Here is a 23,707-nt window from a genome sequence, read left to right on the forward strand (position 1 = left end):
CAAAAGTCTTGCGGCCTGTTTTTCTGTCGTGACCGAACTGAGCATGCCGCGGCGCCCCATTGGGCAACCGCGTGAAGCATGCCACTACCGTATCCAAGTTCCTTGAAGTCACGTGATCGCAAAATTCCCTGTCAGTTGTCTGCCAGGAATCACTGTTTCGTGGTTAGAAGGATGAGGTGTTCACCCCGCTCCCATGCGGGCTTGCCCCCAGACAGCAAAGCTTGCCGGCTTAGCCTCCTGTCAGACAAGCTGACAGGGGAACGCGTGTCGATGCCTCGATTCTCTAATTTCAAAACGTAGCTTCCCATGTGACGAGCACACGGGGGAACAAGTTTGCAGGCAATGACCTTAACTTGTCAAACGTACTGGGGTGCTCACTCTTCGTCATTCCGTTTCTTGCTGGCGTTTCTCAGCGGCTCGGTAGATTTTTGCCAGCTTGACGAGTAGCGGTTCCAGTTCAGCGTCGAACGCGGCTTCGTCGAGAGAGGATCTTTTCGCTCGCAGTTCTTCGAGACGGGTTTCGAGCTCGTTTCTCTGCGTCAACTCAGCTGGGGTGAACGGAAGTCGTTTTGCGGCAGGGGTGAGGGTAAAACGGGACGCTGCCCGACCGTCCAGTTGGGCACCGTCTTTGGCCTCGGCGATCGGCCGCGTGCCGCGGAACATGGCGGCGGGGGTGCCGCGGGCGTCGGCATTATCGTCAATTAAAGCGTGTTCAGTACTGATGCGGCCTTCGTCCTCGTAGAACTGCCGGACTTCCGCACTGGCTCTCAGAAACGCTTCGTGGACGGAGACTTCGTCGTCGTGGTCCAAGTCCGACTCCGGCGACGAAATCGCCTGCGCCATGAATTTGCCAAAGCGAGTGTAGTTCTGCTCAGTGCCACTCTTGGTCGCCGTAACGATGACGCGGTTCGGCCCCGAGAGCCGATTGATAAACGGCCCGCTCGACGAAGCGCAGTTGACGATCACGACAGGACTTAGGATACCGTCGAGCCATTGGGCGAGTTCGGCAGCGGAAACATCTGGGCCGCGAAGATTGAACTTGGCCGTGTCTTGGGAGAATGTGCCATGCCCGATCAGCACCAACCAGAGCGTGTTTGGGACCTCTTGCTTTGAATCGGCGAAGGTCGCGACCCTCTTTTGGAGCCGATCTCGGTCGCTCGACTCGTCGGTCTCTGATCGACCGATCACCGTTGCCGCAGCAGCAGCTTGCTCGGAGACGTCGCTCCAGGCGTCCGCCCAGTCAGCGAATTGCTCCCCATACTCGGGGGTTCCTGGTGCGCCGACAACGATCACCACTTCGCTTCGTGACGTCTGGTCGGTTGGCTCGTTTTCGTTCGCTTGACTTGGCTGGCTCAATGCGAAGAGACAGATCGCGGTCAGTACGGGAAGTTTCCGCTTGAACATCATGCCAATCCTTTCCATCGTCGGAGTCCCCATTCGCAACAAAGAAACAACATCGCCGTCATCATCACCCACGGGTGGTGCCAGATTGGGTAGACCCATGCCTCAGTCACGGGCACCTTTTTATCGGGAAGGTCGTTGGCGAATTGCTCCAAGCGATCCTCTCGAACGATCTCGCCACCGGACTGCTTAGTCATCGTCTCGAGCAATTTTCGGTTAAGCTGCAGGTCGCGGAACTCCGCCGCATCGGACTGGGCCGACCAGCCTGCCGTGGCCGTGCCGACTGGGCTGCCATCACCGGCGGTCACCTTGGCCGTGACGCGGTAACCACCTGGCTGGCGCGACCAATAGGTGGCTTGGTACTCTCCAGCGTTACGATCGTCCGGCCGCGCCACGACCGGAAACGGCTTGCCACCGATCGGGGTGATCTCCAATTCCACGTTCGCGTTGTCCAGCGGTAGATAGCTCTCATCGCGGGCGGAGGCGATGATGGTCACCGGTTGGCTGGGATCTTGGCCGCTCTCGACTCGGACCTCGACGCGCTTGGGAACCTCATTGACCAGCCAGTGGGTGATCTGCCGCCAGGCCTGAGCGGGATCATCGCGATTTCTGTCGTTGCGATGCATCGACCACCGCCAAAGATCACCCAGGGGAATCGCGGCTGAACGCCCTTTGCCAAAACGGTGGGCGACCAGTGCCGGCGACGTTTGTCCGTCGTCGGTCTGGACCGTCGCGAGGGTCGAAGCCCCTGGTTTGGCGTCACCGATCGAGTTGAGCGTTGTAAAAGACGGCATCTCTGCGATCCGGTTGCGTTCGGCAGCTTCATTGTCGCGAAGCCGTATCCAGGGCTGCAGCATTCCCTCACGCGTGAATTCGAGCTGAAAGGCGCCCGAGCGCCCTCGGGTCGCCCCGGCGGCTGAATAAAAGGGAGCCAACTCACCAAGCGGCGTATCGGCGAATCGCTTGTCAGCAAACATCTCTTGGCCACCGAGCATTAACAATCCACCGCCGCGAGTCGCCACGAACTGACGTAGCAACAGCAGCTGATCGGGCGAGAAAAACTCGGGATCAATATCGTCCAGGATCACGCCATGGTACCCGAACAATTCCTCTGCCGACTCAGGGAACCCGTCGCTCAGCTCCTCCGATTCCTTGACCCCCAAGCGGAGAATCACGGGCTCATCGTACTGGGCCGCCGCGTCTTCGGCATCAGCTCCGAGGCCTGCAAATAGAGGGTTGGTTTCATTGACGCCGCGATCGCGAAAGCTGAACTTGGGTTCCTTGTTGGCGATTCGTAGCAACCCGACGAGTTGGACCTCGGCGTCCTCCTGCAAGGCGCGACGAATGAATTTGAATTCCCAGTTGGGACGGCCTGCCACGTAGAGCACCCGATAGGGGCCAATGGCTCGATTGACAGCGACGAGGCGTCGATTGTTTACCAAAGTCGCTTCGTCGGAATCGTTCGACAAGTCTGTGGCATCGCTCGGTACCGACTCAGTCCCTCGCTGACGGCCCTGCTCTCCACTAGCGTCGCCAGGTCGCTGGCCCGATCGATTGATCTGCTCCATCGCTTGGCGATCGGATTCGCGAAACACGTTGACCGAATAGAACTGGACGCCACTGGAGTCGGGGCGAAACTGAAAGCGAACCTCTTTTGCCTTGCCACTGGCATCGACTGCGATGGACTTCTCCTCGATGACCTGGTTATTCGTTGCATCTCGGATTTGCACGACCGCCTCGGTTTTCCCCATCGCGACCGCGTCCACGGCAACACGCACGGTCAGTGGAGCCGATTCAAAATCAGTCTGCGTCGTACTGACGCCTGCGATTCGTAGATCACGAACCTCCTCCTCCTGTTCCGGGAGAACTGCGTAGATCGGAAATCCAAGTTGGCTCCAATCGAAGTCGGCAGGAGGCGCGTCGGTCATGTTTCCATCAGTAAACAGCAGCACGCCACCAACCGGCCGCTCAACAAATCTCTCGGCGAGGTTCTGAAGGCTGCCGGTTAAGGAGGAGACATAGCCGTCGAGAGGCAACTCAACGGGATCATCAATGGCTTCGAGTCGGGCATCGAATGAGTAGTTGCGGACGTCGAAGGTTTGAGCCAGCCGGACCCACCACGACTCATCATCGCCGAACAACTCCGCGATTCGATCGCCGCGTGCCTGATCGCTCCCGGCCGGCTTGAGCCGCATACTTTGGCTGTTGTCAATCAACACCGGCAGCACATTGGCATGGGCTCGTGGGCGCGTGCCGCTACGGAGTGGCTGAAGCAAACAGACCGCGAGGAGGAGGATGGCCGCCATTTTCAATACGCCCGCGAGCAAACGCACGGACCCAACCGTGACACGGTGGGAATAGTTCCATACCACCAAAATTGCGAGCACGGCCACGATCACGGCGGCGGGAACGATCCAGCTCGGAGCGCCCCACAGCAATTCACCGGGTTCCCGGTCACCCGTCACAGCGAGGAGAGAAGGAGACAGCATCAGGATTACGTTCTCTATCAACGTCCGCTCCCCAGACTTTCGTAGTACTGACGGACCGCTTCGCTAAACTCGGCGGGTACCGGATCTCGGTCGATTGGCACGGGCTCATGCTTCTCGGCCGAACGCCGCATGAGTTCTTCGGCGACATCGCGTTTCAATTCACGCAATGGCTCGGCAATCATCTCTTCGATCAGGGCCCACTGAGGCTCTTTGGCGCGGCGGCGGAAGTCGATCCGTACGTCCCGTGCCCGATCGCGAATCCTTGCCGCCTGATTACGAAGTTCTTGATTCTCAACCATTTCCTCCACGTCGCGAAGCCGGTCGGACCATTCCTGAAACCCGTCGCCGGTAAGCGGCGAGCCACCGGGGTTGTTGGCGGCATATTGGCTCAACCCACCCCCTTCTCCGCTGCCGTCGTTCTGCCCGCGAGGCGCTGCACCTTGGCGACCCTCCCCCTCACCCGGTTCCGCGGCGTCACTAGGTCCCGAGGGCGGCTGCTCGCCGGGAGCTTGCCCTTGACCTTGACCTTGACCTTGACCTTGACCCTGACCCTGACCTTGCCCTTGGCTCTCCGGTGATGATGATGGTTGACCGCTGCCAGGCGTCTGGCCCGGTCGCGTGCTGGGATCCTGTTGGGAAGTCTCGCCACCGCGTTCACCTGGTTGGCCCGTCGATTGATCCGTTGGTTGGGCTGCACCTTGGCCCGCCGACTCACCGGTTGGGCCGGGTTCCTGCGGTGGCTCGTCGCCAGCGGGTTGATCGTTGGCTGGACTATTGTTGGCTGCACCAGACTCCTGGCCGCGGCGCGTTGGGTCCGAGTGTTCGATTTCTTCCTCCAAACTTTCCGAGAGCTGTTCGAGTTCACCGAGGGCCCGTTGCAATGCTTCTGTCTCGCTGCCTAACACCGACTCGGCCGCGTCCTCGAGGTCTTCACGCAGTTCGTCGACCCCTTCGCTGGCCTGGCGTTCGAGCTCACGAGCTTGCGGATCGAACCCGCGGTTAAACAGTTCCGACGTGTTCTGCAATTGCTCTTCGATTTGTCGCTGTTTTGATTTGCGGTAGGAGTCGTAGAGTTTCTGAGCGAGTAAGGGTTCTGCAGTCTCGGCTTGCTCAACGGTGTCTTGCATTTGTTCGAGCAGTTCGCCAAGGCGTTCCTGTTGATCCTCGAGCGTGTCGAGCACTTGCTGACGCGAATTTCCCGCCCGCAGCCCTGGCTGATCAGCTTGTTCGATTCCTTGCAACTGTTGAGCAATCTGTTTTTGTTGTTGATTGAGTTCTTGAGCTTCATTTCGCATCTGGCGAACGGCATCGTTGAACTCGCCGGCGGCACGTTGGCGGAAATCGTCCCGCATCTCCTCGAACTCGCGTTCGGCGCGTTTCCCCGCAGTCAGTGCTTCCGCCGCGTCGTCTTGCTGCAGCGCCTCGGCGGCGCGGCGAACATTCTCTCGGGTCTGCTCGAGCTGCTCGGACGCCTCCTGCATACTCTCTTGGTTCTCGGGTTGCTGCATTCTCTCGGAGAGTTCGTCGGTCTCGCGCAGTAACTCTTGTTGTTGATCGCGAAGTCGTTTGAGCTGCCGCTGGATCTCCTCCTGCTGCTCCTCCGTCTCGGATTGCTCGAGAGCGGATTGCAACTGCGCGAGTTGTTCGTTGAGGTCCTCTTGGCGGCGCGCCAGCTCACGGAGCCGATTGAGCACCTGACGGACTTCTCGCTGTTCTTCCTGGGCCGGCGTTTCCTGTGCCTGCTGCTGCGTTTCGTAGCGGTTCTCGTCTTGGTCGAGTTCCAGTTCATCGAGCTGTTGCTGCCGCTGCTGAGCAGAGGAGCTGGAGCTGCTCTGTTGCTGCTGTTGCTGCTGAGACTGGACGACCTCGAATTCGCGAGCGCGAAGTTTCAACAGAGCCCCGTAGGCGGATTGTTCAGCGCTGAGTGCCAGGTCGAGCGGATCGGCGTGATTGTCGGCTTCCGCGGCAGTCAATTTCGCCATCGCCGTCTGCATGTGGGTGCGGACAGCTTCGACAAACTGCTGCGATTGCGGGTCATCGACTCCCTCGGCAAGCGGCTCGAGCATCTCGATTGCTTCGGCTTGTGATTCCATCAAAAACAGCGTGTCCGAAGCAAAATTCGCTGTGGGCTGATCGCGTGTTTCGCGACGTATCACCGTCCAGGTCGCACTGATGATCTCCTTTTGTAGATCGGCAAGCTCCTGGGCCTGCTCGGCATTCTGGCTAGCCTGGTTGGCTTGCTGAGACTGCTGAGATTGTCCACCTGGTGGCGGCTCGCCTTCGCGGTAGATCTCTTCGAAAGGGCGTACTTCGGCAAAGTACAGATCGCTGTGGGTACGCCGAGGCTGGCCGCCGGGACCGACGTCGTCGGCCCAGAAATGATAGGACAGAAGTTGATCGGGTTCGGCGCCGAGCTTTTCCAACTCGATCAAATGACCTACTTGTCTCGTCTCACCCCGGGCGATCGACTTTTCTAACGGGATGTCTTCGCTTGATTGATCCGCAAAGACGTAGGTTAAGCCGACTGCGGTAACACCATAATCGTCTCGTACTTCCGCTGCGAGCGGCAATTCCTCCAGCGGTGAAACGATCACGTCTCTGGCGACGGCTAGCTTCAAACGGGGAGGTTGGTTCGCCAACACACGGGTAACGAGCTCGGGGGGATACTTGTTCTTGCGTCCTTCTTCATCGATCAAGCTCACCGTATATCGCTGAGTTTCTTGCAGATCGATTTCCGCTGACAGCGCCCCTCGATTCTCTGGATCACGACGAAGAACAATCCGCTCACCATCCTTGGTGATGAGTTCGCCCTCAGCGACCGGCTTGTTAACGAAACAGATCCATTTCACTTTCGTCCCCTCGACCGCAGAAACACGGACGGTGTCTTCGACGCGTTTGTTCTTCATTCCGGTGTATTCGGGGTATGCCAGATCCGCATCGCTGCGAACCAGCTTCGGGAACTCGAACACATCGATCGTAAACGATTCACTCGTCCAATCTTCGCCAACGACTTGGTAGCTAAAATCTTCATTTACCGATGCGAGGAAGCCGCTCACCACGGGGTCAGCCAGATTCCGCTTCATGGAAATGCGTCGTTGACTGCCATCGGTCGCCGTGCAGACAAGATCAGCATCACTGGGCACGGCGCCGGCATCGACACCGCTGAATCTTGCTGAAATAACGAAACTGCTGCCGCGTTCGACTGCCGCGTCCCCCGGTTCGACAACGATTTTCCAAACGGGATCGAGTCGCGAAGCGACCGCGTGTGATTGCGGCCCAGGATGCGATGACATGAGCAAACCGAGCACAACGGCCCAGACCGCCGTCGCCGCGATGCCTAACATCCGGCTCCATTGCAGCCGCCGGGCGGGCACGACATCGATCCAGCGATGGGAACGGGAATGGTCATGGACCTCTTTGATCACCCGTCGCTGCAGGTACCCCAGTTGCCGTCTCTCAGCATCCGGCTGGCTCAGAGCGGTGAGCAATCGTTGATCCAAACTCGGAAAACGCTGTTCAATTTGCGAGGCCACCTGGCGAGGGTTGCGAAAGCTCGAACCGGCAATCACAGCCACGATGATCAATAGGACCACCGTAACGATCAGCAACCCAATCGCCAATTGAGGACCGCTCCACTGGTACGTCTCGGCAGATTGCAACATCACCATGCCGATCAGGGCGGCAGCGAAGGCGACCAGGGCCCAGAGTTGCCAGCGGCGGACGGCGCGCATTCGGCGTGTCACGGGAGCGATTCGGTTGAGCAGCTTATCGTGCATCGTTCCTACCTCGTAACAATCGTGAAAAGTTGCAGGGGTCGTTGCAGCGGATACGCCAAAACGATATTTCCTACCCGCGTGGTGGGAGTGCGAGTGACGCCCGGATCGAGGACGCTTCGGATACGCCAAATCGTCATGATGGCGATACCTCCGGTGCGGCTGGTCGCGGTCTGCTGAGCCAACCTCCAAGGAAGGTCTCGAGGCCGAGTAATGCCAAGGCTGCTACGAGCAGCCACTGCCACAAACGCTGGCGGCTCTCGAGCTCGCGGTCGTGGAGCTGGCGTTGATTGCTGAGCTCGTCCGCAGTTGAAAGCGTCGCTCCCAAACGGACGCCGAAACGTTCCAGTGCGTCCGCTCCCATCGTTGCCGTCTGACTCTCAGCGTTATCCAAATTCACTGCGAGGGTTTGCGACAAGTCATCGTCCGCGACGGCATAGATTCCTGGCCAAGCAAACGTCTGCAGATCGGCGGCCTCCCGATAAGCGAGCTCCGCACCGTCTGGCAGGGTGATGCGGGCAGTCGGCGATGGTTCCAAAGACGGTTTGTCCCCAACCGCCAGTTGGTTGCTGTCCTGGAGAGATCTCGCGTTGGATTCGAACAAACTGAAGATCAACGGGATGAACTTCGTTGACAATGCCAACTGGCTCGCTTCGGGTTGCCAACCTGCTGCGAGCACCCATAGCTGGCCCATGCCAATTGTCTGCTCGACCAATGCCGGGTCTTCATCGTCAAATCGTGCCAGCACATCCCAGGATCCGGGAATGCCGGAAAGCGTCCGGTGAGACCAAAATCGAATCTTCGTGAAATCGTTAAACTGTGGATCCGACATCGCGGCGAAGATGGGATGACGAAAATCAATTCGCGACAGCATCACATAGTCATCCACGGCTGCTTCGGTAACTCGCAAATCATCCACTCGGGTGAGCGACTGCAGGGATGCCATCGCCGTTGGAATCTCGCGATCGCCAGCGAGCACGCACAGGAGCCGTCCGCCCGCGGTGATGTACTCATGCAGCAGCGCGGCGGTATCGGGCGAACAGGGTGCCGTCACCACAACCAAGGGCACGAGATTCGGGTCAGGGGCCTGTGTCAAATCATCAGGCGGCATCGTTTGCGTCGCCACTGACCGTTGTCGTGTGCTCAGCGGCACCCGCTGCAGGTAGTAGAGCAAGCTGCTGCGTGGATCGGCAGCATCATCGCCAAGGTGCAGCAGTTGAAGCGACTCAGGTTGGGGGCTGACGACATACCACGAGTTATCAAAGTCCTGGTCATCGCCGTGGAGGGTCAACGCCGTGGCGTCCGGAGCCGGTGACTGCATCCGCATCACGCGTGACTCCCCCGGGGGCACCTGAATGGGCATCTCAGAACCCTCGATGCGCTGACCGTCGCGGTCGGTCCAGCTGATGAGGAACGCGGATTGATCCGCATCGGCTGAATTGGAAACCCGCACGCGAACCCCAGTCTTCTCTGCTGGTGCATTCTTTCGCGGCGGGAGCAACTGCGCGACTGCGTTGGTTTTACGATCCGTACTGACCTGGCGAATGTCAAGACTCAGCTGCTTAGGCCAGGCATAGCCTTGGAGGCTTTCAATCTTGCTGCCCGTCTGCATGTCGGTGACGAAGATCAACTGCGCCGGCCCGCTCGCCGAAGACGCTGCGACGGCGGGGGAATCCTGTGACGTGCTCGAGCTCTCGGGACTGACCTGGGGTTCGTAGGTGACCGCCAAATCGGCTGCGAATCCGAGTGCCCGTCCCAAATCGGTCGCCGCCCATGATGGTTGCAAGTCAGCGAGCAGCGACTTGACCGACGTCCTAACTTGCGGAGGAGACAAACGATTGGATCGATCGAAACGCAGTAGAGTTCTCGGCGTATCGTCGAACGCAACCAACGCAATCTCGTCACCGGGGCGAAGGTCTGACAACACCTCCTCGATCTTTACTTGAGCTTGCTCCCAGAGTCCATCGCGTCGCATGCTGGCGCTCGTATCGACGGCGATCACCATCCGGCGGCTCGGCAGGTCCGCATCCGACTTCGTCGAACTGCGTAAGAAGGGGCGTGTGAACGCCGCCGCGAGGAGCAACAAAGCTAGCGCGCGGATCAGGAGCAGTAGCCAATTATCAAGCCTGCTCCGCCGCGTCAACTTCGGCGGTGTGGGCCGCAAGAACATCAACGAACTGAATTTGACTTCACCACGCGGCCGACGGCGAACCATGTGGAACAGAATCGGCAACCCGATCGCGAGTGCTCCGGCAAAATAGAGTGGTGCCAGCAAGCTCATGTGGCGGCTCCGGATCGCTTGGCACTGGCGAGCATCCCGCTACGCGCCGTACGGGAACTGCGGCGTTGTTGCGAATCGATCAAATGAAACAGAACCTGCTCGACAGGTTGGTCAGTCGCGACAGGAAAGAAATCGACACCGAGTGAATCACAAATTCCTCGCATCTGCCGCTCATGCTCTTCGAAACGCTCGATGTAATCACCACGGGCCGCTTCCGGATCGATGTAGATCTCTCTCCCCGATTCCATATCAACAATCATGCTGGGTGACTCGATTTGCAACTGCCTTTCGGCGGGATCGATGACCCGCAGAATCATCACCTCGTGCCCCCGGGATCTCAGGTACGCGAGGTTGGTCCGCAGGGAATCCGGGGGAGCGAGCAGGTCGGAAACGAGAATTACCAGGCCGCGACGCTGGATTAAGGAAGCGATCTGTCGCAGGGGAACTTCTAGATTCGTCCCAGTACCACGGATGTCTCTCGCGAGGGCGACGAAGATCTGCCGCAGGTGTCCCGAGCGGTTTCGGGCACTGATGAAATCGCCGATCGCTTCATCGAAGGTCAGCAACCCAACGCTGTCGCGCTGCAGGGTGAGATAGTAGGCGAGCGTCGCGACCAAAGTCCGCGCGTACTCAATCTTCGCATAATCCCCGGATCCAAACCCCATCGATTGGCTTTGGTCCAGGACCAGATAGCAGCGACGATTCGTCTCATCCTCAAACTTTTTGATGTAGTATCGATCACTGCGTGCGAAGAGCTTCCAGTCGAGCCCGCGGAGATCGTCGCCAATGGTGTAAGGGCGGTATTCGCTGAACTCAACGGAAAAACCGTGAAACGGACTGCGGTGCAGACCATTGTAGAAGCCTTCGACGACGGCCTTGGCACGCAGCTGCAGATCCTTGATCCGCATCACCGCCAACGGATCGATCTGGGCCGACGCGGACACCCGCTGATCGGTAGCTCGATCGTCGACGCGGTGGGGGCGCTTGCTCGTTGGATCTACACTGGCCATGGCAATCCGTTCAGGAGACTGAGGTAGGAACGGTCGAGATCAATTTGTCGATCACATTTTCGATGGTGACCCCCTCGGCCTCCGCCTTGTAACTCAGCAGCACACGATGCCGCAGCGTCGGCCTGGCCAGAGCGCGAATGTCTTCGATACTGACATGGGCGTTTCCATTAAGCAGGGCTCTCGCCTTCGCCCCCAGCACCAAAGTTTGAGCGGCTCGCGTGCCGGCCCCCCAGCTCACCCAGTTGTCAACGAAGTCCGGTGTGCCCTCACGTCCAGGTCGTGTCGAGGCGGCGAGTCGAACCGCGTAGGCTCCCACTTCGTTGGCGATCGGGACTTTGCGGACCGCTTCGTGAAACCGCGTAACATCTTCGCCACTGAAGAGCGGCTCAATCGGTTCAGGTCGCGACGAGGTGGTTCGCAGCACAACGGCGAGTTCGTCTTCTTTGGGCAAGTAGTCGATGATCACATTGAACATGAATCGATCGAGTTGAGCTTCCGGTAAAGGATAGGTTCCCTCCATTTCGATCGGGTTCTGCGTCGCCAAGACGAAGAACGGTTCCTCCAATTTGTGTCGTCGACCGGTCGCCGTGACCTGGTGTTCTTGCATCGCCTCGAGCAGCGCCGCTTGCGTCTTCGGCGGCGTGCGATTGATTTCGTCAGCCAGAATCACGTTGGCAAAAATAGGGCCTTTGACAAATTGCAGCTGGCGGCGTCCGTCTTCGGTTTGTTCGAGGATCTCCGTGCCGGTGATGTCGGCAGGCATCAAATCGGGGGTGAACTGAATACGTTGGAAGTTGAGATGAAAGACCTTCGCAACGCTGCTGACTAATAATGTTTTGGCGAGCCCTGGCGCTCCCGTGATTAAACAATGGCCACCGGCGAACAAACAAATCAATAGCTGCTCAATGACGTCCTGTTGACCGACAATGACTTTCGAAAGCTCTCGGCTGATCTGCTCGCGTCCGGTACGGATCTGTTCGACAACGCGGGCTTCCTCCTCGAGGGACATGGTTTCCATAGGCATCGGCAAGGTGTTTTCCGTAAGAGGTGCTGATAATCAGTGGACGGGAAATGTCGGCGTCGTGTCGATAGCGGGGGCAATGCGAACTCAGTCTTACCTGTTTGCCGCTTTCAATGGGTCATCGCGTAGGTCACGATGTTGATTCCCATTGGATATGCCTTCTTGACGGAGAACTCTTCAAAATACCATTGGTCTTCGCCTTCCCGTTCCCATCCGTCGCCAAGGTCGGTGTTGTGGCAGATAAAAACCATGATGCGATCGGCATCGTCATAGATTGCACGGTAATGGGGCGTTGACGTGTCGCTGCCGTCCCGGGTCCGCTCAAATGTGCCGATACTACCGTTGTAGCCGCGGCGGGCAGAGTTGATCGCAGGGACTTGGGGTTTTTCCTTGAGGTCGTACACGTTATGAAAAATCTCGTGCGACAGCGGTACCTCTTTCGGTGTGCGATCCGGAAAGACACGCTGCAACTCCCACCGCAGATTCTCGTATTGCGAATCGCCCCAGAAATCGTCCACCATCAGAAAACCTCCATTGAGGCAATAGCGGCGCAGCGCGTTCACTTCCGCTTCGCTGAAGACCAGCGATCCGGGTTCGATGATATAGATGAACGGGTAATCGAAGAGTTCTTCGTCGGTCAGCTCCAAAACGATCGGTTCCGGATTGACTTTCAAGGTGGTCAATTGCTGCAGACGAAGTGAAAAGTTCAGATCGCTGTCACGGTGATCGGTGCGCCAGCTGCCGCCACGTCGGCCACGGCCGCCATAGGAGTCGTATTTAATGCGCACGAACGTGAACATGTCGCTTGGAAATTCTTCGTCGATTTCCCAATCGGGGACGCCATTTCGATCCGTCGAAGGACCGTCCCGCCACCAGCCCCGCTGAGCCATGGCGACACCGGAACAGAGGACAATGACGGTAGTCAGCCCGAGCAGCATGTTCCGTGGTGAAAGTCGAACAATCATGGATTCACCTCACCCAACTCCGGTGCCGACGCTTGTTCCTCGCCGGACAGTTCCTCGTCGCCAATTGCGTCCTCGTTGCTAGACATGTCTTCGCCAACTGGCGTTTCCTCACCCCTGCCGCTAGGCGGTCGCTCGCTAGCGGGTTGTTCCTCGTCGCTAGCTTCTTCCGTGCCGCTGGAGGGTTTGTCGTCGCTGGGTGGGGAAGCCGACTCCTCGGACAATTGTAATAGCAAGCGATGAGCGTCGCGGTAGCGGGGGGCTTCGACGAGAGCGCGCAAAACGTGGTGTTTCGCCTGCTCGACTTGGTCGGTCGCTGCCATGGCTTGGGCGATGCGAAAGTCGATTGCGGCGGGATCGATCGGGTCCATGGTGGAGAGGGCGAGCAGGGGCCGCACGCTCTCGGCGGGTCGATCACGCCGCTCGGCCGCTCGCGCTAATTGCTCGTGCCCGACCGGTATCAACGGATTGATCGACAGGACTCGCTGAGCGTAGTTGGCGAGCTGACTCCAGTTTTCTTGTTCGGCGGCCATCTCCATTAAACGCCGCAGCGCCGGCAAAGCATCGCTGGAAAGTTCGACAATTTTCTCGAGCGTCTGACGCTCCTGCTCGGTTTCATCTGTCTCCCGGTAGGCGGCGGCCAGCATCTCCAGCGGCCCACCGCGTTCGGCCGTTACGGCGTCAAGCTCCTGCAAGCGTTCCAACGGGCCCTTGGCCGCTTCGTACTGTCGCGCCGCCACCAGAGCTTCGGCGATCCCTCGGAGCCCCCAATAATTATTTGGGTGCTCGTCGACCCACGCCTGCAGTTCTTCCACCGATCGCTGTTCAGGTAACTCGTCTTGGGACCAATCCGCCTCTGGGGCGAACGACTCTGCACGCCCGCGTGCGTAATCGGCGAATTGACTATCGAGTCTGTCGATCGATCCAACCGAGCGAGCGAGCGCATCGTTGATTGCCAAGCCATCGCCGAGGTCGTTCAAGATTTGTTGGAGCGCGTCGATTCCGTGATTTTCGATCAGGAACTCGACCACGAGCGATGATTCAAAATAGGCGAACTGTAGATGAATCGCTGAGGGAGGGCTCAGGAACGCGGCACTCAAGTTGCTAACCCGGGTCAGGTTCTCGTCGAGCAACATTTGACGATATTGGGGCGTCATCGATTCGCCCCAAGCGGGGTTTCGCTGCCGCTCTTCGTAGACGGAAATTCCCTCGCTGAGCCAGCGGGGCATTCGATTCTTGGTTTTTTCAAGCGTGACCACGTGACAAAATTCGTGCCACAGCACGCTACGCCAATTGCTCGGGCGCGGCCCTTGCGAGGCGGGACTGTTGGCGGTGATCACGCGACCGAAACAGACGCCCAGGAACCCCGCGCCGCCGGGCAACCCAAAGGTGCGGATTGCGAAGTCCTTCTGCTCGGGAAAGATCTCAACAACAATCGGCGCAGTGGGTTGGATGTCATACTTCTCACACAACACCGCCTCCGCCTCGGTTAAAAGTTCGAGCACCGCATCACCGTAAACCTCAGCCTCTTGCGGATCCATGCGGACGTGAATCCCGCCCATCTCCAACACACTGAAGTTTTTGAGTCGGTCGTGGAGCTGAATCAAGTTGTGAGCAACGACATTGTATTCGTCCTCGTCTGCCACCTCGTGCGCGATTTGCCAGCCCACGTCATCGTATCCCAGTCGCAATAAGTCCTGCGCCAACTGGAACCGAGCGGCGGAGTAACCTGCGTCCATTGATAGCGACTGTCGTTGATAGTCCGCGCCCTCTTGAAACCTGTATTTCTGTGACAGCTTGCGGCCGATCAAGTGATCGACCTGCGGATTGTTCTCCCAAGTGCTCAAGGCAGCAGCGCGCATCAAGACCTCGATGTCGCTCTCACCACGCAGGTGAGCGAGGACCGCGCGGAGGGCCCAGGCTTCTGGTTCGTGCGGGTTGATCGACAATACCTGCTGGAGAGTCGACTCCGACTCGTCATACTTTTCACGGTCGATCGCATGGTCGGCGACCAAGAGCAGACTAGGTATGTGCTTCGGGTTTTGTTGCAGGGCCGACGCGATGGCCTGGGTGGCTTTCTCGGAATCACTCGGTTCCCAAGCGCGCGCCAACAGGTAGGCGACGCGTGGATTGGATGTCCCGACCCGCTGTGCCTGTTGCAGTGTTTCGGCCGCAACCTTGTAGTCCCCCTTTTCCAAAGCCAGTTCCGCGGTAGCGATGTACGCCGGCATGAACGTGGGGTCCGCATCACGGACACGGTCGTAGAACAAGGCCAGAATTTGCCTTGCGTCCTCACCACGGTCGGCGAAATAGCGGCCGGCGGCGACCAAGTTCTCACGGCTAGCGAAACGGCCCGGTATCGTCTGAACGAGCTGCAGGATCCGAGCTTTTGAATCGGCCGCACGGTCGGGTAATTGGTTGTACCGCATCGCCTCGACGCCCAACATTCGCAGCGTGAGACTGGTCGGGTAACGCTCGACCGCCGCGTCGTAGGTCTGCAGCGCGGCGGCGTACTGGCCTGTCGTGAGTTGGCACTGGATCAGCAATCGGGGCCAGCGTTCGTTCCAGATGCCGCGATCGACCTCCGCGGCAGCCGCTGCTTCCGCCTGCTCGTATCGTCCAGCAAAGAAGTGTTGTTCCGCCTCGGAGAAATCGGCGGCAAAGCCATGAGCCCCGTTCATCGACAGCGAGATGAGAACCGCCATTACCAGAACCGTGACAACTCGCACCGCGAACGGGCGTTTCGTATCAAGCGAAATCAAATTCGAATCAGACAATCGCATCTGGCTCCCTCGCGAGAAATTGAATGGCCTCCGACATTCTAACGCGACGCAGAGCGGCGCAGCAAGCAACCCCGTCACGCCGCCTGCACTCGACGTCCTCCATCAACGCCCCCCCTCACCTTTCCGAGCTGTCGAGGTATTGAGCCGAGCCGGCGGCCGGGTAGGCGGCGCTAGCCGGTACCTACCCGGGCTGGCGATTCATTGAGCCGAGACGCGCAAGCGACCGGGTGGGCGGCGTTACCCGGGGCCTTACGGCACCCGGATCAACATTGCGGCGACGACAGCGAATCAATCAGCTCGCGGTTTTGCAGCCTGAGAGACGAGGCGGATGACGAATGGGCGGCCTCGCCGGCCGCCTCATTACGCACTCCCAGCCCCCCCAAACAACGCCCCTTGACAGGCGAGAAAAACCTGTCTCTTTTTCCAGAGCGATAACGATCCTAGCCACTAAAGTGTGTTAGAATCCCGCTACACGCCTCCAAGGCGACCTTGCTTGTCATTCCGGGCGAACAACACTCCGCCCTTCTTTTCGAGGAGAATTGCCATGAACCATCCGAAGCAACACCGCGGTTTCACATTAGTGGAGCTGTTAGTCGTCATCGCTATTATCGGAGTCCTCGTGGGCTTGCTGTTGCCGGCCGTGCAGGCGGCCCGCGAAGCGGCGCGGCGGATGAGCTGCAGCAATAATTTCAAGCAAATCGGGCTTGCGATTCACAACTATCACTCTGCATTCGACCAGGTACCCACCCACGGCACCGGTACCCAGCCGGGAACTCCTGATAGCTATTTTCGTGCTTCCAGCTTGGGAAACCGATATCGGTTGAGCACGCTCGTTCCCATGCTGCCTTATATCGAGCAGCAAGCACTCTGGCAGCAAATATCCAACCCCAACCTGACGCGAACCGATGGTGCGGTGCAATCGCCGCCCTGGCCGCCGATGGGGCCGACCCCAGATAACATTCAATACATCCCTTGGGCGACCGAGGTCACCGCCTATCGCTGCCCGAGCGACCCTGGGTTTGGGCTTCCTGCACTCGGCCGAACGAACTACGCCGCATGCGTCGGTGACTCGTCATGGCGAGTTTACTTTGGCCCTTGGAACGCCCAGCGAACCGCGACAACCACAGGCGCGTCGAATCAAGCCAACGCAGCCCACCGCGGCTTTTTCAAACCGCTCGATACTACCAAGTTCCGCGATTGCCTTGATGGATTGTCCAATACGATCGCGATGGGCGAAATCCTTTCCGATGTCGGAGACAATGATAAACGAACGATCACGACGGAATCGTCTGCCAACAGCAGCGCCCCCGGCGTCTCGCTAGCAGCGATCCGCAACAACCCTTCGGTTTGCCAACCTTTGGTCGACCCGGAGCGACCGCAATTCTGGCATTCTGACTACCACATGATTTCCCGCAAACTTTTTGCACGTGGGTATCGCTGGGCAGATCATGGACCGCTGTTCTCTGGATGCATGACCATCCTTGCTCCCAACCGCGAGGTCTGCGGCCCTTACAACGCCCTGGGAACCACACTGATTGCCACCATGTCCAGTCGCCACGCAGGCGGCTGTCACGTCTTGATGGGGGATGGTGCGGTTCGCTTCGTAACGGATTCCATTGAGTCGGGCAATTCCTCGGCAAACTCCATTTGGCTCAACAACAACCCTGGAGCCCCGAGCCCCTACGGGCTTTGGGGTGCGCTCGGCACACGATCTGGTCGCGAAACGATCGACGGTGATTTCTGATCGATGCGAGCGCCCTTTCGCCTCTCAACACACCCAGTGACTCGGGTTAAACCTGTTTTCGTTGGTCAACCGATAACCTTTTTTGAACGAGCCCCATTCGATGAAACTTTGCTCCTACCTTACCGCTTTTCTCTTCTTCGCTTCGATCGCCGGTTGTGGCGACGAGAAAAACCGGACCGTGACTGACGACGTGGATCAGCAAGCGATTGCTGAGTACGAAGCCGAACTGGCAAAAGTCACCGCCCAAGATATCCCGGCAGAAGGGAACTGAGCCGGATCGCTTTCGAGAGTCAGACTGGTCACGAATCAGAGAGCTGCGGCAGCCCCTGATGTCACTGGATGGTCAGGGGAATCACTCGGAGAAATTAGCATTCGCACTGACGGTCTGAATGTCGTCGTGATCGTCGAGGGCTTCGAGCAGCGACATGACTTGGCCGGATGCCGACGAGTCGAGGTCGACATTGGTGGATGCGATCTGAGTCACCTCGCTCACATCGGCTTCCAATTCTGCTGCGTCGAATGCATCGGACAAGGCGTCATAGTTCTCGGGAGGGCAGGTAACTTGAATCTGCCCGTCAGCATCAGCCTCGACGTCTTCAGCCCCATTCTCCAGAGCAATCTCGGTGACGCGATCCTCGTCGGTGCCCGGTGCAAACAGGAACAGGCCTTTGCGTTCGAACAGGTAGGACACACATCCGGTCTTGCCGAGTTCACCACCATGTTTGCCGAACATCGTTCGCAGTTCGGGGGCGGTGCGATTGCGGTTGTCTGTTAGTGCCAAGCACATCACTGCCACGCCGCCGGGGCCGTAGCCCTCGTAGAGCACCTCTTCGACGGCATCGCCACCGAGTTCGCCGGTGCCCCGCTTGATGGCTCTTTCGATATTGTCTTTGGGCATCGAGACCGCCTTGGCATCATCGATTGCTTTGCGCAAGCGGATGTTGGCGGCTGGGTCACCGCCACCGGTTTTGGCGGCTACGATAATCGCTTTACTCAGCTTGCTCCATTGCTTCCCGCGGGCTGCGTCGACGCGCCCTTTGCGGTGTTGGATATTGGCCCATTTGGAGTGACCTGCCATGATGGTAATTCCTTCGGCGTCGTTGCCAAACGCGACGGTCTAGCGTGGTTTTTGTTTGGTGAGTTTGCGATTGGTGGTTTTCTTACCGCTGCTGGATTTCGCATCGCTCTTCGCAGTGGTGGTCTTTTCTTTTGCGGCTGTTTTCTTTTTAGTCGTCGATTCGGAGCTGGCGGCCGGCTTCGCCGCTGTTGGTTTTTTGCTGGCCTTCTTCTTCGTCGATGGTTTGGGAGTGGTAGCTTTGGCCGCCGCCGTCTTCTTATCGCTTGACTGAGTAGTATCCGCTTTCGCGGCGGGGGTCTTGGCTGCCGCAGGATCGCTCGCCTTGGCGGCGGTCGGTTTCTTCTTCGCTTTGGGTTTATTGGTCGTCGAAGTCGCTTTGGCTGCCGAGCGGATAGGTTTTTTCTTACCTGTGGGAGCGGCGGCAATCGCTTCGGCTTCGGCCTCCGCCTCGGCTTCGGCTTTAGCGGTCTCGCGTTCTTCAGCCTTGCGTTTGGCCACGCGTTTCTTGGCAGCCTTCTTGCTGACGAGCCACTCGTCCAGTTCAGCGGAACTACCTTTCGAGACCGCTTCAAGGAGTTTGCGTGCTGACTGGTCGTCGGGGTCGACTAACAGTGCCACTGCAGGTTGATGCAAGAGACTGGCGAACTCGATTCCTTTGCTCTTGGGGACCGCTCGTTCGAGGCCTGGCACGCGCCCATCGGACGCTTCGTTCTGGTTGGCGATTCCGCTGACGTGCATGATCACCATGGCGGAATAATCGATTGGGATCGAGTGCCCGCCCAAGCCATGTTGGATGATATAGCTGAGCACAAAGGGTGTCATCGACGGAAGTTTCTCAAACTTCGCGACAGCTTTGCCAAGATTCTCTTTTTTAAGATGATCGAGATCAAAGGAATAGAATTCTTCAAAGATCCCCTGCAGATTCGCCTTCAAGCGGGAGGCGGCTTTGTTCGGGTCGGGCAGATTGGAGAGCACGCCTGCCAATTCGGAGACCGTCGTCACGCGAACTTCGTTCCAGTCAAAATAGTCCTGCTCCAGTTTCGCCAGCCCTTCGTCGGCCAGTTCGCTGGGGCAATCTTCGAGCAGACAGGCATACAACGCATGCTCCAACAGCGGGCGTGAAGGGCTGGCCGGCGGCACGCTGTAGTGCTTCTTCAGAGCAGTGTGCAGCTTGGAGATGAGTTTTGTGCGATTCGATGCGGACATAGAGAATAGAGTGAGGGAGTGTTCAGGGTGGGGGTTCAGAGTTCGTCCGAGGTCTGATCCGGACTCTCGGGCGGGGGGGCATCGGTCGTCCCGGCAACCGGATTGCCTTCCTTCTCTGCCTGCAACCGGGCTAAGATTTCGTGGACCGCCAGCGCATTCTCTTGACCTCGGTTGAGCTCAAAAGTGAGGCGAGGGGTGTACCGCGTATCGAGCCGATTGGCAATCTTACTCTGTAAAAACCCAGCTGAGTTCTGTAATCCGCGAATGGAGAGTTCTTTTTGGGAATCGTCGCCCATCACGCTCACCGAAACCTTCGCCTCGCGCATGTCCGGCGACACGTCGACCGAAATGACCGTCACGTCGCGGACCCGCGGGTCGCGAATATCGGTCAGAACTGCGGTAGCGACCACTTCGCGAATCGCTTCAGCGGCTTTGAGTTGGCGACGAGTTGACAATTTTGAGAGGGGGACAAAAGGGCGGCGGCGGAGAAAAAGACCGGGCGACGAATGGTCTTTGAAATCTTACGTTTCTAATGGTGGACGAGGCACAGAATCCATCCGATTAGGAGCGTGTGGAGAACTGATTGATTCGTCCACCGCGCCTATCGATCAACATCCGTTGCCCAGGCTACCTGGAGCTGGTCTCACTCCAATTTGCGAGCGACTTGTTCGATCCGGTAGGCTTCCAAAACATCGTCTTGCTTGATGTCGTTGAACCCTGCCAAGCGAATACCGCACTCCATCCCACGTGGGACTTCTTTGACGTCCTCTTTAATTCGTCGCAGGGTGTCGAGCTGGTAGTCTCCGATCACGCGTTGATCGCGACTGACTCGAATTCGGCATCCACGCTGGATCGATCCTTGCATCACGTAACTACCTGCGATCGTGCCGACACGGCTGATCGAGAAGACCTGCTTGACGAGTGCACGGCCGAGCTCGACGACACGCTCCTCGGGCTTGAGCCGGCCTTCGATCATCATCCGGATATCGTCGGTCAGCTTGTAAATAACGCTGTAACGACGAATCTCGATATTACGCTGATCGGCGAGTTGACGAGCCTTGTCGTCTGGGATCACGTTGAAACCGAGGATGACAGCATCCGAGGCGCTAGCCAACGTCGCATCGGCGAGGGTGATCCCACCGACTGCCCGCTGGAGGACTCGGATTTCCACCTCGGGATGGTCAAACTTGCTGAGCTCTTTGTCGATCGCTTCGAGCGACCCACGGGCATCGGCACGGATGATCAAATTCAACTTGGCCCGGTCCTCTCCGGCGAGGTTACCGCCAGCGAGCAAATCTTGGAACGAGTCGAACGAGACCTTGGTCGTAATCCCGGAGAGAGATTGACGGCTCGATTCATCTTCTCGGCTACCGGCAATCTCACGAGCTTGAGCGATGTCTTTGAGTACGTGGAATCGATCACCAGCGCCGGGAGGTGTATCCAACCCAGTCAGACTGACCGGTTCGCTCGGCCCTGCTTCGGTGATCGGTTTGTTCGTCAGGGTATTGTGCAGGGACCGCACCCGACCGTGAGCCGGGCCACACACGATGATATCTCCGACACGGAGCGTGCCGTTCTGAATGACGAGCTTCGCGACAACACCCTTGTCGCCGTGTTGCTCGGACTCGAGGCAAACTCCGAGAGCGGAGCGATCTGGATTCGCACTGTACTCGTGCAATTCAGCAACGGTCATCAGAGTTTCGAGTAGCTCGTCCATGCCTTCACCGGACGTCGCACTGGTCTTGACGACTTCGACGTCCCCTCCCCATTCACTCGGGGTGAGCCCGTGCTCGGTGAGTTGGGTCATGACGCGGTTGGCATCGACGCCGGCCAAGTCAATCTTGTTGAGCGCGACCACGATCGGCACCTCGGCTGCTTTGGCGTGGCTGATCGCCTCTTCGGTCTGCGGCATGATGCCATCGTCTGCAGCGACAACCAAGACAGCGATGTCGGTCACATTGGCACCGCGAGCACGCATCTCGGTAAAGGCTTCGTGGCCCGGGGTGTCAACAAAGGTAACGCCCCGTTCGCCCTTCTCGATATGATAGGCACGGATGTGCTGGGTGATCCCACCGGCTTCGCCCTTGACAACGTCGATCCCAATCAAGGAATCCAACAGACTGGTTTTCCCGTGGTCGACGTGGCCGAGGAAGGTCACGATGGGAGCACGTGGGACGAGTGATTCCTCGTCGTCCTGCTGTTCCTCAAGCCCAGTGATCAGCTCATCTTCGAGCGATTCGCTGGCCTTCAGTTCGATATCGAGGTTCAACTCGGTCGCGATCAACTCGGCGGTTTCGAGATCCATTTCGGAGTTGATGTTGATCATCATGCCCATGCCCATGAGCGTTTTCATCACGTCAGACATCGCGACGCCGGAGGCCTCGCAGAAGCTACGCACGGTGCAGGGCAGTTCCAGCTGGACGCGTTCTTTTCGCGGCGCGGCCGTGTTGGTGCCTTTGCGTCGGATGCGAGGCCGGTTGCGGCGAGTGTAGGGTCGGTCATCGCCAGCCCCAATCATACGCCGGCCACCACCACCGCGTCCGCGTTCGGCGCGGGCGCTGGCCATTCCAGCGAGCCCCTTCTTGCCGCGCGGCTTGTCGTCTTCCTCGATAATCTTCTTACGACCAGCGAAATCGCCCGTCACACCGGAGTCTTTCTCCTTCTTGGTGCGTTTCCGCTCAGCATCGTCTTTTTCCAGACGAGCCAGCGGGGCTTTCATGCCCTGTTTGTGACCTTCGATAACATCGCGAGTCAACTTGATATCGGGTTTCTGCGCAGGGCCTGCTGATGCCACAGGTGCCTTAGGAGCCGGCGCGTTGGGCAACTGGGCCAAGTTCACCTTGATCCGCGGCTCACGCTTTTTAGCCTTCGAAGCATCGCCGGGTTTGCCAGCCCCGGGGCCCCGGGCTGAGGCGCGATCGAGCGATCGCATCTTGCCACCGCCGGAGAGCCCCTCGCGGCGAACGGGTTCGCCGGGGCGATTGGGCACGACTCGGCCACCGGACTTGCTCGCCATTCGGTCGGCGATGCGACTAGCCATATCACCCGCCGGGGGTGCCGGCGGACCATCGGCGTCCGAAGTCGCATCGGACTTCTTCGCGGCCGGTGCCGCTGGCGGCGGCTTGGATTCTGAGCTAGCGGGCGTCTTCTCTTCCTTGGCCGGCACCACATCACGCAGCCGGACCTCCGGCTTAGGCGACGCGGGTTCCTCCGGTTCAGCCGGCGGTGGCGTGGCTTCGGCGGGCTTGAGAACAGGCTTTCGCAGGACCGGGGCAGGCCGCTTGGAGGCACCGCCGTCGTTGGGCGCGGTCGTTTCCGCGGGAGCAGTCTTCTCAGTCGGCGTGCTTTTCTCTGCGGGCGCACTTTGACGCGACTGTGGTCGGCCTACCTGAATTGCTGCCGGGCGCCGCGTGTTGCCGCGGTCCAAGTCTCGAACAGGAGCGACCGGCTGAGCGGGCGACTCTTTTGCTGCGGGAGCGGATGGTGAAGCCTTCGCTGCCGCCTTGGACGCACTGGAGATGCTGCTGCGCACCTGTTCGGCTTCGTCGTCGGTGAGACTTGCGAGCGCAGAGCCTTTGCCGGTGATACCGGCTTTCTTCACCAGATCAACGAGATCTTTACTGTCAAGGCTGAGTTCTTTGGCAAGCGCGTAAATGCGTACTGGCACTGGGTGGGAATCCTGTCAAGTTCGATAGATGGAGTCCGCCCGCCCGTCACAGGACTGATCGGCTCCATGGTGTTTTGTTCAAAATCGCATAAAAAGACCTCCATCGACCTCGCTAACGGTTGGGAATCTTCGCCCATCGACTGGTCTCAAAGAGCCAGCAACTGGGGTCATCGAAGATCGCAACTTTCACGGGGCCGGGGAATTTCATAGCGGTAAAAAATGGAATATTTGGTCGCGGGCACGGTCGCGCCGCGAACTTGTTGTGGATAGGATAACGCACAACGCGGAAATT

The 23,707-nt window shown here is 58.7% G+C and carries 14 protein-coding genes; 2 read left to right on the plus strand and 12 right to left on the minus strand.

Features of this window, described 5'->3' with window-relative positions; genetic code table 11:
- Positions 1-384: 384 nt before the first annotated feature.
- The 8 genes from CA85_RS03240 to CA85_RS03275 all read right to left on the minus strand — a co-directional run bounded on the left by CA85_RS03240 (position 385) and on the right by CA85_RS03275 (position 15,720).
- Positions 385-1,407 carry a hypothetical protein gene (locus tag CA85_RS03240; protein WP_246112448.1) on the minus strand — a complete coding sequence of 341 codons (1,023 nt, stop codon included), beginning with the start codon at positions 1,405-1,407 and terminating at the stop codon, positions 385-387.
- Positions 1,404-3,890, minus strand: a complete 2,487-nt coding sequence (locus CA85_RS03245) for a glutamine amidotransferase (RefSeq protein WP_146389812.1) — start codon at positions 3,888-3,890, stop codon at positions 1,404-1,406. The genes CA85_RS03240 and CA85_RS03245 overlap by 4 nt, the downstream gene beginning before the upstream one ends.
- Positions 3,891-3,907: 17 nt before the next feature.
- Positions 3,908-7,666: a hypothetical protein gene (locus CA85_RS03250; protein ID WP_146389813.1), complete on the minus strand. Its 3,759-nt coding sequence runs from the start codon at positions 7,664-7,666 to the stop codon at positions 3,908-3,910.
- A 133-nt stretch (positions 7,667-7,799) separates the two neighbouring features.
- Positions 7,800-9,944 carry a vWA domain-containing protein gene (locus CA85_RS03255; RefSeq protein ID WP_146389814.1) on the minus strand — a complete coding sequence of 715 codons (2,145 nt, stop codon included), beginning with the start codon at positions 9,942-9,944 and terminating at the stop codon, positions 7,800-7,802.
- Positions 9,941-10,954 carry a DUF58 domain-containing protein gene (locus tag CA85_RS03260; RefSeq protein WP_186774711.1) on the minus strand — a complete coding sequence of 338 codons (1,014 nt, stop codon included), beginning with the start codon at positions 10,952-10,954 and terminating at the stop codon, positions 9,941-9,943. Before CA85_RS03260 ends, CA85_RS03255 begins: the two co-directional genes overlap by 4 nt.
- Positions 10,955-10,964: 10 nt before the next feature.
- A complete protein-coding gene (locus CA85_RS03265) occupies positions 10,965-11,963 on the minus strand; it encodes an AAA family ATPase (RefSeq protein WP_146389941.1) in 999 nt (332 codons plus the stop codon).
- Between the two features lie 122 nt (positions 11,964-12,085).
- Entirely contained in the window at positions 12,086-12,940 is an 855-nt protein-coding gene (locus tag CA85_RS03270; protein ID WP_146389815.1) for a DUF4159 domain-containing protein, read from the minus strand.
- Positions 12,937-15,720: a tetratricopeptide repeat protein gene (locus CA85_RS03275; RefSeq protein ID WP_246112449.1), complete on the minus strand. Its 2,784-nt coding sequence runs from the start codon at positions 15,718-15,720 to the stop codon at positions 12,937-12,939. Before CA85_RS03275 ends, CA85_RS03270 begins: the two co-directional genes overlap by 4 nt.
- Positions 15,721-16,264: 544 nt before the next feature.
- Between CA85_RS03275 and CA85_RS03280 the strand changes: the two genes are divergently transcribed.
- Both CA85_RS03280 and CA85_RS24705 read left to right on the plus strand, forming a co-directional pair.
- Positions 16,265-17,464, plus strand: a complete 1,200-nt coding sequence (locus CA85_RS03280; RefSeq protein ID WP_146389816.1) for a DUF1559 domain-containing protein — start codon at positions 16,265-16,267, stop codon at positions 17,462-17,464.
- Positions 17,465-17,564: 100 nt separating this feature from the next.
- Positions 17,565-17,735 carry a hypothetical protein gene (locus CA85_RS24705; protein WP_186774712.1) on the plus strand — a complete coding sequence of 57 codons (171 nt, stop codon included), beginning with the start codon at positions 17,565-17,567 and terminating at the stop codon, positions 17,733-17,735.
- Positions 17,736-17,816: 81 nt separating this feature from the next.
- On the opposite strand, the gene CA85_RS03285 is transcribed toward CA85_RS24705, so the two are convergent.
- The 4 genes from CA85_RS03285 to infB form a co-directional block, all read right to left on the minus strand.
- The gene (locus tag CA85_RS03285; RefSeq protein WP_146389817.1) at positions 17,817-18,542 is read right to left on the minus strand and encodes a YebC/PmpR family DNA-binding transcriptional regulator; all 726 of its coding nucleotides are present in this window, start codon (positions 18,540-18,542) and stop codon (positions 17,817-17,819) included.
- Positions 18,543-18,581: 39 nt separating this feature from the next.
- A complete protein-coding gene (locus tag CA85_RS03290; RefSeq protein ID WP_146389818.1) occupies positions 18,582-19,748 on the minus strand; it encodes a hypothetical protein in 1,167 nt (388 codons plus the stop codon).
- 35 nt (positions 19,749-19,783) lie between these two features.
- Positions 19,784-20,203 (minus strand): 30S ribosome-binding factor RbfA, encoded by a 420-nt coding sequence (gene rbfA, locus CA85_RS03295; protein ID WP_146389819.1) that lies wholly within the window; start codon positions 20,201-20,203, stop codon positions 19,784-19,786.
- A gap of 188 nt (positions 20,204-20,391) precedes the next feature.
- On the minus strand, positions 20,392-23,415 hold the full coding sequence (gene infB / locus CA85_RS03300) for a translation initiation factor IF-2 (protein ID WP_146389820.1): 3,024 nt from the start codon (positions 23,413-23,415) through the stop codon (positions 20,392-20,394).
- Positions 23,416-23,707 lie beyond the last annotated feature (292 nt).

The sequence above is a fragment of the Allorhodopirellula solitaria genome (genome assembly GCF_007859855.1).
GTDB lineage: Bacteria > Planctomycetota > Planctomycetia > Pirellulales > Pirellulaceae > Rhodopirellula > Rhodopirellula solitaria.